Annotated in this window: 11 protein-coding genes; 10 read left to right on the top strand and 1 reads right to left on the bottom strand. The window is 64.0% G+C overall.

Annotated features, from left to right (window positions below):
• The first annotated feature begins 39 nt into the window (after positions 1-39).
• The 7 genes from LOC60_RS01405 (at position 40) to LOC60_RS01375 (ending at position 8,944) form a co-directional block, all read left to right on the top strand.
• Positions 40-642, top strand: a complete 603-nt coding sequence (locus LOC60_RS01405) for a hypothetical protein (RefSeq protein WP_230020986.1) — start codon at positions 40-42, stop codon at positions 640-642.
• Positions 643-962: 320 nt separating this feature from the next.
• The gene (locus LOC60_RS01400) at positions 963-2,612 is read left to right on the top strand and encodes a peptide ABC transporter substrate-binding protein (protein ID WP_230020985.1); all 1,650 of its coding nucleotides are present in this window, start codon (positions 963-965) and stop codon (positions 2,610-2,612) included.
• 133 nt (positions 2,613-2,745) lie between these two features.
• Positions 2,746-3,672 carry an ABC transporter permease gene (locus LOC60_RS01395; protein ID WP_230020983.1) on the top strand — a complete coding sequence of 309 codons (927 nt, stop codon included), beginning with the start codon at positions 2,746-2,748 and terminating at the stop codon, positions 3,670-3,672.
• Positions 3,665-4,618 (top strand): ABC transporter permease, encoded by a 954-nt coding sequence (locus LOC60_RS01390; RefSeq protein ID WP_230020980.1) that lies wholly within the window; start codon positions 3,665-3,667, stop codon positions 4,616-4,618. Before LOC60_RS01395 ends, LOC60_RS01390 begins: the two co-directional genes overlap by 8 nt.
• Positions 4,615-6,309, top strand: coding sequence for an ABC transporter ATP-binding protein (locus LOC60_RS01385; protein WP_230020979.1), 1,695 nt, complete (start codon positions 4,615-4,617; stop codon positions 6,307-6,309). Before LOC60_RS01390 ends, LOC60_RS01385 begins: the two co-directional genes overlap by 4 nt.
• 266 nt (positions 6,310-6,575) lie before the next feature.
• A complete protein-coding gene (typA, locus tag LOC60_RS01380; RefSeq protein WP_230020977.1) occupies positions 6,576-8,498 on the top strand; it encodes a translational GTPase TypA in 1,923 nt (640 codons plus the stop codon).
• Positions 8,499-8,560: 62 nt separating this feature from the next.
• Positions 8,561-8,944 carry a hypothetical protein gene (locus LOC60_RS01375; RefSeq protein ID WP_230020976.1) on the top strand — a complete coding sequence of 128 codons (384 nt, stop codon included), beginning with the start codon at positions 8,561-8,563 and terminating at the stop codon, positions 8,942-8,944.
• An 82-nt stretch (positions 8,945-9,026) separates the two neighbouring features.
• Here LOC60_RS01375 and LOC60_RS01370 read toward each other — a convergent pair whose 3' ends face one another.
• The gene (locus LOC60_RS01370; RefSeq protein ID WP_230020974.1) at positions 9,027-9,269 is read right to left on the bottom strand and encodes a putative acetyltransferase; all 243 of its coding nucleotides are present in this window, start codon (positions 9,267-9,269) and stop codon (positions 9,027-9,029) included.
• A 141-nt stretch (positions 9,270-9,410) separates the two neighbouring features.
• Between LOC60_RS01370 and fdxA the strand changes: the two genes are divergently transcribed.
• From fdxA to LOC60_RS01355, 3 genes are all read left to right on the top strand, one after another.
• Positions 9,411-9,734, top strand: coding sequence for a ferredoxin (fdxA, locus tag LOC60_RS01365; RefSeq protein ID WP_230020973.1), 324 nt, complete (start codon positions 9,411-9,413; stop codon positions 9,732-9,734).
• Positions 9,731-10,900, top strand: a complete 1,170-nt coding sequence (gene dapC / locus LOC60_RS01360; RefSeq protein ID WP_230020972.1) for a succinyldiaminopimelate transaminase — start codon at positions 9,731-9,733, stop codon at positions 10,898-10,900. Before fdxA ends, dapC begins: the two co-directional genes overlap by 4 nt.
• A gap of 262 nt (positions 10,901-11,162) precedes the next feature.
• Positions 11,163-12,455 (top strand): citrate synthase, encoded by a 1,293-nt coding sequence (locus LOC60_RS01355; RefSeq protein ID WP_230020969.1) that lies wholly within the window; start codon positions 11,163-11,165, stop codon positions 12,453-12,455.
• The last annotated feature ends 77 nt before the right edge of the window (positions 12,456-12,532 follow it).

The raw sequence follows: 12,532 nt of genomic DNA, 5'->3' as shown, positions 1-12,532 counted from the left end.
CGTCGAACTCCCCGCAAACGGCCCCGCTAGATTGGCCCGATGACTCCGGAAGAACACCGCTTCAATGCCCTTGTCCTCATGTTTGCCAACCTCCAGCGACTCATGGTGTTCCATAACGCCCTCGCGCTGAGCGAAGGAAGGGAGCTGGATCCGGACCTACGCGAAGAGCTCACTACGCGCCTCGACCTGGTGGGGGAGACCAGCCAGCGGGCGAGCGAAACCAAAGCAGTCAGCGAGGCCGACGTCGACGCCGTGACCCCGGTCGCCGGGTACCTCGCACGCGAGGTCCGCTCCTATTTCGCAACCGAGATGGAGAACGACCTGGGCAAGCAGGCTGCATTCGGTGCCGCAGCGGTCTACGCCGCCTCATACCTTGACGACGGCACCATTCAGATGGGCCGCGTCTTCGGGCATTCGGACTGGGTTGACCGCACTATGCAGAACAAGCCCGTCCTTATCAGCCTGCGCAACCAGGCAAACGCCGCCGTCGCTTCCGCAGCCAAGGGAGAGTTTTCCCCGGAGGTCCGCGGGTACATTAACCACCACGTCAGCGTCTCGCATGGCAACCGCCAAGGCGCCATGGACCAGCTGGACGGACTGCTGGCGATGCTGGACGGACGGGACGCGCGCCAGTATCAATAAGGTGCCGATCGGGTTATGCGTGCGGACAGCGCCGATTCTCAACGTTGAACGGCGAATATGACATGTCATTGCATGTAATACAGCCGCCGTATGCCAAATCGTTACCGGACGGTACTAACCGGCCTTTGCCCACGTCATCCCGCCCTTTTGCGCAACGTAAGCCACGGCACGGTCTGCACGCCGGGACCACATGCCGGACATAGTTACCTGACGGCAACAAAGTGGGCTTATGCTTTTGGCTTTGTGAGTCGGTTCACCATTTGGCAGAGCCGCAACACCGGCGTTATCAACGCCGGAACCGAACAGAACTAGGAGGCGGAATGCGCGTCACACGCACTTCCAAAATGCTGAGCGTAGCGGCACTTGCCGCACTTACGCTGAGCGCCTGCGGTGGAGGATCCGACGAATCGGCCGAAGGCTCGGGTGAAGGCGAAGCTAACAAGACCGCCATCATCACCGCTAACGGCACCGAACCGCAGAACCCGCTGATGCCGGTCAACACCAACGAAGTTGGCGGCGGACGCATCATGGACCTGCTCTTCGAAGGCCTGGTCAGCTACGACGCTGACGGCAACACGGTCAACGAACTCGCCGAGTCCATCGAAACCGAAGATTCCCAGACCTACACCATCAAGGTGAAGGCGGACCAGAAGTTCACCAACGGCGAGGCCATCACGGCCAAGTCCTTCGTTGACGCCTGGAACTTCGGTGCAGCCGCCAAGAACGCCCAGCTCAACTCGTACTTCTTCGAGAGCATCGAAGGCTACGACGAAGTCAGCGCCGAAGGCGCCACGGCTGAGACGATGAGCGGCCTGACCGTGGTGGATGACAGCACGTTCACCGTCAAGCTCAGCCAGCCGGAGTCCGACTTCCCGCAGCGGCTCGGCTACACGGCCTACTTCCCGCTGCCCGCCGAGGCCCTTGCGGACCCCGCCGCGTTCGGTGAGAACCCCATCGGCAACGGCCCGTACAAGCTCGACGGCGACGACGCCTGGCAGCACGAGGTCCAGATCGACCTCGTCGCCAACCCGGACTACACCGGAACCCGTGTACCGCAGAACGGCGGAGTGACCTTCAAGTTCTACTCCTCCTTCGACGCAGCCTATGCAGACCTGCAGTCCAACGAGCTGGACATCCTCGACACCATTCCCAATATGGCGCTGAAGACGTTCAAGACCGATCTGGGCGAGGGCCGGTACGACGAGAAGGCCTACGCCGGTAACCAGACCATCACCATCCCCGGCTACCTTCCGGAGTTCTCCGGCGAAGCGGGCCAGCTCCGCCGCCAGGCCATCTCCATGGCCATCAACCGGGACGAAATCACCGAGGTTGTCTTCTCGGGATCCCGCGAACCGGCCACCGAATTCACCGCTCCGGTAATCGACGGCTACAACGACAGCATCCCCGGCAACGAGGTGCTCGAATTCAACCCCGAAAAGGCCAAGGAACTCTGGGACGAAGCCGAGAAGCTTTCACCGTGGCCCGCCGACCAGACCTTCACGATCGGCTACAACGCCGACGCGAACCACAAGGAATGGATTGACGCCGTCGCAAACGGCCTCAAGAACAACCTTGGTATCGAGGCCGAAGGCAAGCCCTACGCAACGTTCAAGGAACTGCGCGCGGACGCCACTGCCAAGACCCTGACCGGTGCCATCCGCACCGGCTGGCAGGCGGATTACCCGTCGCTCGCCAACTTCCTGGGTCCGAACTACGGCACCGGCGGCGGCTCCAACGACGGCGGCTACTCGAGCGAAGAGTTCGACACGCTCCTGGACGACGGCCTCGGAGCTTCCACGCCGGAAGAGGGCGCTGAAACCCTCAACAAGGCGCAGGAAGTCCTGCTTAAGGACCTCCCGAACATCCCGCTGTGGTACCAGGTGGCACAGTCCGGCTGGAGTGAAAACGTGGACAACGTTGAAACCGGCTGGAACGGCGTCCCGGTGTACTACAACATCACGGCCAAGTAGCAGTATCTAGACCGACCACTCCGGGGCCCGGCCAGAAGGCCGGGCCCCGGCTTGTTCGGGTTCTATACCAAGAACAGGCATACAAAAAAATGCGAGACTTCAATCCCCCACAGCTGGCAGGAGGCCACCCCTAATGGCCGGCTACGTCATTCGACGCTTCCTCCAAATGATCCCCGTTTTCTTCGGGGCCACCTTCCTCGTTTACTTCCTCGTGTTCTCGCTGCCGGGAGACCCCATCGCCGCGCTCTTCGGCGATAAGCCGGTTAACGAGGCAGTCGCCGCACAGCTGCGCAGCCAGTACAACCTGGATCAGCCCTTCATCATCCAGTACCTGCTGTACCTGCAGAACCTGGTCACCTTTGACCTGGGTGTCGACTTCTCCGGCCGCGAGGTTTCGGCCGTGCTGGCTCAGGCCTTTCCGGTGACCATCCGCCTCGCCCTGCTTGCCCTGCTCTTCGAAGCGGTCTTCGGTATTGCCTTCGGCCTCATGGCCGGGCTGAAGAAGGGCAGGATCTTCGACAGCACTGTCCTGGTTGTCTCCCTGATCGTGATCGCGATCCCGGTGTTCGTGCTCGGCTTCCTGCTGCAGTTCCTGGTGGGCGTCAAGCTCCAATGGACCAGTCCCACCGTCGGCGGCGACGCCGGCTGGTCGGACCTGATACTGCCGGCAGTGGTCCTGGGCCTGGCGTCCTTTGCCTACGTCCTGCGCCTGACGCGTACCTCGGTCATCGAGAACATGAACGCCGATTACGTCCGCACCGCCACCGCCAAGGGGCTTTCCCGTCCGCGCGTGGTCACCGTGCACATCCTGCGCAACTCGCTGATTCCCGTGGTGACCTTCCTCGGGGCGGACCTGGGTGCCCTGATGGGCGGCGCCATCGTCACCGAAGGCATCTTTAACGTCCCCGGAGTGGGACAGCGACTTTACCAGTCAGTCATCAGGGGAGAGGGGCCGACGATCGTGTCGATCGTGAGTGTCCTCGTCTTCGTTTACGTCATCGCCAACCTCCTGGTAGACCTCCTGTACGCCTGGCTTGATCCGAGGATCCGTTATGCATAAAGACACCACACACATCGAGCACTACGTCGCCCCGCTGGAGGAAACCCCTCTGGCGGCGACCGACAGCGTTAAGGAAGATGTCCAGCCGCTGAGCCTCTGGGGGGAGGCCTGGCGCAACCTGCGCCGGCAGCCGCTGTTCATCATTTCCGCATTGCTTATCCTGCTGATCCTCACGGTCGCGGCTTTCCCGGGACTGTTCACGAATGCGTCGCCGGATGAAAACTGCCTGCTGGCCAACTCCAACGGGGCACCCTCCGCGGGGCACCCGCTGGGCTTCACCTTCCAGGGCTGCGACGTTTACGCCCGGGTCATCTACGGCACACGCGCGTCGGTCCTGGTGGGTCTGCTGACCACCATCGCCGTCGTGATCATCGGCGGCGTCCTGGGCGCCCTGGCCGGATACTACGGCGGATGGCTCGACGCCGTCCTCGCCCGGGTCGGCGATGTCTTCTTCGCCCTGCCGCTGATCCTCGGCGCCATCATCATCATGCAGCTGCCGACCTTCCGGGAGAACCGCACGGTCATCACGGTGGTCTTTACGCTGCTGATCTTCGGGTGGCCCCAGGTAGCCCGCATTACCCGCAGCGCAGTGATATCGGTCCGTAACTCGGACTTCGTGGTGGCGTCCCGCTCCCTCGGCGTTTCGCGGTTCTCGGCGCTGGTGAAGCACGTTATTCCCAACTCCACCGCTCCAGTGATCGTGATCGCCACGATCTCGCTGGGAACGTTCATCGTTGCGGAAGCCACGCTGTCCTTCCTGGGCATCGGGCTGCCGCCGGGCATCATGTCCTGGGGAAATGACATCTCGGCTGCCCAGTCTTCGTTGCGGTCCAACCCCTCAACGCTGCTCTGGCCTGCGGCCGCCCTCTCCATCACCGTGCTGAGCTTCATCATGCTCGGCGACGCGGTCCGTGATGCTCTTGATCCGAAGGCGCGCAAACGATGACCATCAATACACAAAACACGGCCGTCCAGCCACTGCTGGAAATACGCGACCTGGCGATCACCTTCGCCACCGCCAACGGTGACGTGGAAGCAGTCCGAAACGCACACCTGACGATCATGCCCGGCGAAACCGTGGCCATCGTGGGTGAGTCCGGCTCCGGCAAGTCGACGACGGCGCTGGCGGCCATCGGCCTGCTGCCCGGCAACGGCAGGGTCAGCTCGGGCCGGATCCTCTTTGACGGCGAGGACATTTCCAATGCCAGCGCCAAGCGGATCCAGGAGCTGCGCGGCAACTCGATCGGCATGGTTCCGCAGGACCCGATGTCCAACCTGAACCCGGTGTGGAAGATCGGTTTCCAGGTCAAGGAAACCCTGCGCGCCAACGGGCTGCCCCACTCCGCGGCGGACATCGCCAAGGTCCTGGAGCAGGCCGGGCTGCCGGACGCGGAACGCCGTGCCAAGCAGTATCCGCACGAGTTCTCCGGCGGCATGCGCCAGCGCGCGCTGATCGCCATTGGCCTGTCCTGCCGGCCGCGGCTGCTGATCGCCGACGAGCCGACATCGGCGCTGGACGTCACCGTCCAGCGGCAGATCCTGGACCACCTGGACACCCTGACCGATGAACTGGGCACCGCGGTGCTGCTGATCACGCACGACCTCGGCCTCGCCGCGGAACGGGCGCAGAAGGTCGTGGTGATGTACAAGGGACGGGTGGTGGAATCCGGGCCGGCCCTGGAAATCCTGACCAATCCGCGCCACCCCTACACGCGGAAACTGGTGGAATCGGCGCCGTCGCTGGCCTCCAAGCGGATCGACTCTGCGAAGAGCCGCGGTTTGGAAAGCACGGATCTGCTGACCTCCGAAGATGATGCCAAGCTGAAGAGCGCGGATAACGTCATTGAGGTGAAGGACCTGACGAAGGTCTTCAAGCTCCGCAACGGTCTCGGCAAGTCCACCGATTTCACTGCCGTGGACAACGTGTCCTTCACTATCAAGCGCGGCACCACCACTGCCGTCGTGGGGGAGTCCGGTTCGGGCAAGTCCACGGTGGCACGCATGGTGCTGAACCTGGAAGCGCCCACCAGCGGATCCATCCTGTTCGACGGGGTGGATATGACCACGCTGAACAGTAAGCGCCTGTTCGAGTTCCGCCGCCGGGTCCAGCCGATCTTCCAGGATCCCTATGGTTCCCTGGACCCGATGTACAACATCTTCCGCACCATCGAAGAGCCTCTTCGGGTGCACAAGATCGGCACACCCAAGAGCCGCGAGGCCAAGGTGCGCGAGCTCCTGGACCAGGTGGCTTTGCCGGCCTCGGTGATGCGCCGCTTCCCGAACGAGCTCTCCGGCGGACAGCGCCAGCGCGTCGCCATTGCACGGGCCCTGGCACTGGATCCCGAGGTTGTCATCTGTGACGAAGCGGTTTCCGCGCTGGACGTGCTGGTCCAGGCCCAGATCCTGAACCTGCTGGCGGACCTGCAGTCGGAGCTGGGACTGAGCTACCTGTTCATCACCCATGACCTGGCCGTGGTCCGCCAGATTGCGGACTTCGTCTGCGTCATGGAAAAGGGCAAGCTCGTGGAGACAGGTACTACTGACGAGGTATTCGACGCCCCGCAGCAGGCCTACACGCAGGCCCTGCTCGCTGCCATCCCCGGGTCCCGGCTGGAACTTCCGCCGGAAGTTGCCTAGCAGCTAAGCAGCACGCGCACTGAAGGCGGGGAACCCACCGGTTCCCCGCCTTTACTGCTTCCCCCCGCCGTCCGCATTAGGGATCGTATGGTCTTGCGACTAGAATGTTAGCGTGCCCGCTGACGGCGGGGCCTTCGGTGGATTCTGACTGGTGATTGAGCAAGCGATTGAATCAGCATTCGTACAGAACAGCCGGAAACGCCGGTACCAATCCGGACGAAAAAGATACACCCCGAACTGATCTCCTATGAATTGAGTCCTCACGCATGTCAGAAACCAACACGGCTGTAAATACCGCAGTACGAAGCGATCTCCGCAACGTTGCGATTGTGGCCCACGTTGACCACGGTAAGACGACCCTCGTCGACGCCATGCTGAAGCAGACGAACTCGTTTGCCGCCCACGGCGACGTGGAAGACCGCGTGATGGACTCCGGTGACCTGGAGCGCGAAAAGGGCATCACCATCCTGGCCAAGAACACCACCGTGTTCTACAACGGCCCGGCCGCCAAGGGTGAAACCATCACCATCAACGTCATCGACACCCCCGGCCACGCCGACTTCGGCGGCGAGGTCGAGCGCGGCCTGTCCATGGTTGACGGCGTTGTGCTCCTCGTTGACGCTTCCGAGGGCCCGCTGCCGCAGACCCGCTTCGTGCTGCGCAAGGCACTGGCCGCGAAGCTGCCGGTAGTCCTCCTGGTCAACAAGACCGACCGTCCCGATGCGCGGATCGACGAAGTCGTCAGCGAGTCCATGGACCTGCTGCTCGGCCTGGCCTCCGACCTCGCCGACGAAGTTCCGGACCTCGACCTTGACCTGGTCCTGAACGTCCCGGTTGTCTACGCCGCCGCCCGCGTCGGTGCAGCGTCCCTGGAGCAGCCGGCCGACGGCTCCGCCCCCGCGAATGACAACCTGGAACCGCTGTTCCAGACGATCATCGACCACATCCCGGCTCCCACGTACGACCCGGAGGGTGTCCTCCAGGCGCACGTCACCAACCTTGACGCCTCCCCGTTCCTCGGCCGCCTGGCCCTGCTGCGTATCTTCAACGGCACCCTGCGTAAGGGCCAGACCGTTGCCTGGGCCCGCCACGATGGCACCATGAAGACCGTCAAGATCACTGAACTTCTGGCCACCAAGGCACTGGACCGGGTTCCGACCGAATCCGCCGGACCGGGCGAGATCGTTGCCGTCGCCGGTATCGAGGACATCACCATCGGTGAGACCCTGACCGACGTCGACAACCCCAAGCCGCTGCCGCTGATCACCGTGGACGATCCCGCGATCTCCATGACCATCGGTATCAACACCTCGCCGCTGGCCGGCCGGGTCAAGGGCGCCAAGGTCACGGCCCGCCAGGTCAAGGACCGCCTCGACAAGGAACTGATCGGCAACGTGTCGCTGAAGGTCCTCCCGACCGAGCGTCCGGATGCCTGGGAAGTCCAGGGCCGAGGCGAGCTCGCGCTGGCCATCCTGGTGGAGCAGATGCGCCGCGAAGGCTTCGAGCTGACTGTCGGCAAGCCGCAGGTGGTCACCAAGATCGTCGACGGCAAGGTCAACGAGCCGATGGAGCACATGACCATCGACGTACCCGAGGAATACCTGGGTGCCGTCACGCAGCTGATGGCCGTCCGCAAGGGCCGCATGGTCAACATGGCCAACCACGGCACCGGCTGGGTCCGCATGGAATTCATCGTTCCCGCCCGTGGCCTGATCGGCTTCCGCACCAAGTTCCTCACGGAAACCCACGGCGCCGGCATCTCCTCGTCCATCGCCGAGGGCTACGAGCCCTGGGCCGGTCCGATCGAGTACCGCACCAACGGTTCGCTGATCTCCGACCGCTCCGGCGTCGTTACCCCGTTCGCCATGATCAAGCTGCAGGAACGCGGATCCTTCTTCGTGGAGCCCACCTCCGAGGTCTACGAGGGCATGATCGTCGGCGAGAACTCCCGCGCCGATGACATGGACGTGAACATCACCAAGGAAAAGCAGCTCACAAACATGCGTGCCGCGTCCTCGGATACCTTCGAGAACCTGACCCCGCCGCGGAAGCTCACCCTGGAAGAGTCGCTCGAATTCGCCCGCGAGGACGAATGCGTGGAGGTCACTCCGGAGTCCATCCGGATCCGCAAGCTGGTCCTGAACGCGAACGACCGTGCCAAGGCCAACCGCGCCCGCGCCAAGGCCTAGTCATTACCACCACGGCTGAAACCGGGAAGAGGTCCCCGCGCTGGCGGGGGCCTCTTGCCGCCGTGATCGGCGGGATCCTGGCGGCACTGCTGGGCACCTCCCTGCACGGCCACGTGGTTTACGCCGGAGACAACGGACTGCCCGTCGGTGCGCTGCTGGCGGTGGTGTTCAGCGGCGCCGTGGCCCTGCTGGTCGGGCTTTGGCAGCGCAGCCCGCTGCTGAGCGCCGCCACCGGTGTGATTACCTACGTGGTGCTGGGCCTTTTCTCCCTGGACCTCGTCAGCGAAGTGCCGCTGATCGTGACCGGTTCGTCCGCACCGGAGCAGCCCCCGGTGGTTACCGCCGGACTTGTCTGGCTGTTCGGGCAGGCCGTGGCCACGGTAGCGGCCGTCCTGGTGTGTGCACGCGTGCTCGGCCGGGACCGGGCAGCCCGGACCACCGCCTAGGCATCCGCAGAACTCAAATGGCAGCCAAAAGGCCGCCGGAACATGACGTTCCGGCGGCCTTTTGCGTGGGATTTTTAGGGGTTCACAGCTGCCGCGTCCGGGCGGGACGGCGAGGGGGAGCGGGCGGGACGGTCTTGGCGGCGGTCACCAGCGGATACGGGATAACGACGTCGCCGCGCCGGGTGGCTACCGTACATCCGTCTGCGCCGACGTCGCTGAGCGTGCCGAGCGCATCCGTGAAGCCCCCGTCGATCCGGTAGCGGACCACCACGCGCACGCCGGCCTGCAGGCCGCGCAGCAGTGCGGCAGGTTCTTCTGGCGTCATCCTCCCATCCTACGGCGGAGCCGTAGTCACGGGGACGCTCCGACTGGGAGATAATGGACAAGGCTACTAACGTGGAACCAACACCCAGCGACCCGCCGACCCCTTGGGGCCGACGGTCCGCAGATCAGGAAGGCAAGGGACGTGACGTACGTAATTGCGCAGCCGTGCGTAGATGTAAAAGACAAGGCATGTATTGAAGAATGCCCCGTGGACTGCATCTATGAAGGCGAACGCTCCCTCTACATCCATCCGGACGAATGCGTCGACTGCGGCGCCTGCGAACCTGTCTGCCCGGTGGAGGCCATCTACTACGAGGACGACACTCCCGAGGAATGGGCCGACTACTACAAGGCCAACGTTGAATTCTTCGACGTGCTGGGTTCGCCCGGCGGCGCTGCCAAGGTAGGCAACACGCACACCGACCACCCGATCATCGCGGCCCTGCCGCCGCAGAACCAGGCATGAGCGCGCCGGCGTCCCGGGCTTTCGGCCTGGACCTGCCGGAATATCCCTGGGACGCCATGGCGCCGTACCAGCGCCGGGCGGCAGAGCATCCGGACGGGGCGGTGAACCTGTCCATCGGCACACCGGTGGACCCTACCCCCGCCGTCGTCCGTGAAGCGCTTGCAGCTGCTTCCGATGCCCCCGGCTATCCCACCACCCACGGCACCGCGGACCTGCGTGCCGCCGTCGTTGAATGGTTTGCCCGGCGGCGGAACGTGCCCGGCCTGGATCCGGCAGCGGTGCTGCCCACGGTGGGTTCCAAGGAACTCGTGGCCTGGCTGCCGCTGCTGCTCGGACTGGGGGAGGGCGACGTCGTTGTCCGTCCCGTGGTGGCGTACCCCACCTACGACATGGGTGCCGTCTTTGCCGGCGCGACGGCGGTCGCCGCGGATTCCCTGTCGGACCTCGATGAGCAGACGCGTTCGCGTGTGCGGCTGGTCTGGGTGAATTCCCCGGGCAACCCCACCGGCATCGTGCGTTCCGCCGAATCCCTGCGCACCCTCGTGGAAGAGGCCCGCGCCGTGGGCGCCGTGGTGGCTTCCGACGAATGCTACGCCGAACTCGGCTGGGGCTCCTGGGATCCGGCCCGGGGCGGCGAACCCGTCCCGAGCATCCTGGATCCCCGGGTCAGCGGCGGCAGCACCGACTCCCTGCTTGCGGTGTACTCCCTGAGCAAGCAGTCCAATCTGGCCGGTTACCGGGCCGCGTTCACGGCCGGGGACCCTGCGCTCATCGCCAACCTGGTCAACAGCCGCAAGCATGCCGGAATGATCGTCCCCGCGCCGGTGCAGGCCGCCATGGCCGCAGCCCTGCGCGACGATACGCATGTGGCCGCGCAGAAGGATCTTTACCGCTCCCGCCGAGCCCTGCTTGTCCCGGCGCTTGAGTCCTTTGGATTGAAAATCGAGCATTCCGAAGCCGGGCTGTACCTGTGGGCGAGTGCGGGGGAGGACACCTGGACTACCGTGGCGCGCTTCGCAGAGCTTGGCATAGTGGTGGGCCCGGGGGTCTTCTACGGCGAGGCAGGTGCCGGCTTCGTCCGGATTGCGCTTACCGGTACGGACGCGGCCATCCGGGCCGCTGCCGGCCGCCTGCACGGGGCGCCGGACGGAGCGGGGCGGGGCTGATACCCGCCCGGGACGGGCTGATACCCGCCCGGGACGGGCTGATACCCGCCGGGACGGCCCCGCGCTGCGGAGGAATAGTATTGGGCTCTGCACCGGAAATCGGTGCTTCCCATGTTGCGCTTGTACAACAGTCCCCGCCCCGATTAGTGGTAAGGGCACTGAAACCGGTAGCGTTTTAGCGAAATAGTTTAGTGGAATGCACTATGTCCGCCGGAAGCGGATGTACATAGCGGCGGTTTCGAAAACTCCTAAAGGAGAATTAATGACTGAGCAACCCAGTGCCAAGCTCCAGTACGGGCCAAACCCGGAAGACGAGCTTGTACTGCCGCGCGTTGCCGCAGCTGAGGGAAACAACGGCTACGACGTTTCCAAGCTGCTGAAACAGACCGGCACCGTCACTTTTGACCCCGGCTTCATGAACACGGCGGCCACCACCTCCGCGATCACCTACATCGACGGCGAAGAGGGCATCCTGCGTTACCGCGGCTACCCGATTGAGCAGCTGGCAAAGCACTCGAGTTTCCTCGAGACCTCTTACCTGCTGATCTACGGGGAACTGCCGACGCCCACCGAGCTGGAGAACTTCGACCAGCGGATCCGCCGCCACACCCTGCTCCATGAGGACCTCAAGGGCTTCTTCGGCGGCTTCCCGCGCGACGCGCACCCGATGCCGGTGCTCTCCTCGGCGGTCAGTGCACTGTCCACCTTCTACCAGGACTCCCTGGACCCGTTCGACGACGAACAGGTGGAGCTCTCCACGGTCCGCCTGATGGCGAAGCTGCCCGTGATTGCCGCCTACGCGCACAAGAAGTCCATCGGCCAGCCGATGCTCTACCCGGACAACTCCATGAACCTGGTGGAGAACTTCATGCGGCTCTCCTTCGGCCTGCCGGCCGAGCCGTACGAAATCGATCCGGACCTGGTGAAGGCCCTGGATCTGCTGCTCATCCTGCACGCAGACCACGAACAGAACTGCTCCACCTCCACGGTCCGCCTCGTGGGCAGCTCCAACGCCAACATGTTCGCCTCGGTTTCGGCCGGCATCAGCGCCCTCTTCGGCCCGCTGCACGGCGGAGCCAATGAAGCGGTGCTGAACATGCTCCGCGACATCCAGGCCACCGGCATGCAGCCGGAAACCTTCATGGAGAAGGTCAAGAACAAGGAAGACGGCGTGAAGCTCATGGGCTTCGGGCACCGCGTCTACAAGAACTACGACCCGCGTGCCAAGATCGTCAAGGCCACCGCCCACGACATCCTTGCCAAGCTCGGCGGCAACGACGAGCTGCTGGACATCGCCATGCGCCTGGAAGAGAAGGCCCTGGCCGACGACTACTTCATTGAGCGCAAGCTGTACCCGAACGTGGACTTCTACACCGGCCTGATCTACAAGGCCATGGGCTTCCCGGAGAAGATGTTCACGGTCCTGTTTGCCATTGGCCGCCTGCCGGGCTGGATTGCCCAGTGGCGCGAAATGATGCAGGATCCGCAGACGAAGATCGGCCGCCCCCGCCAGCTTTACACGGGTGCGCCGGAGCGCAATTACCCGCAGCGCTGATCTGTTTTTCACAAGGGAAGGTCCCCGGAAAATTCCGGGGACCTTCCCTTTTTTCCTGCCCGGCAGGTTATCTGCCG

The sequence above is a fragment of the Arthrobacter sp. zg-Y769 genome, from assembly GCF_020907405.1.
Lineage (GTDB): Bacteria > Actinomycetota > Actinomycetes > Actinomycetales > Micrococcaceae > Arthrobacter_B.
The sequence above is the reverse complement of the archived record's forward strand: the minus strand, read 5'-3'. Positions and strand labels throughout refer to the sequence as shown.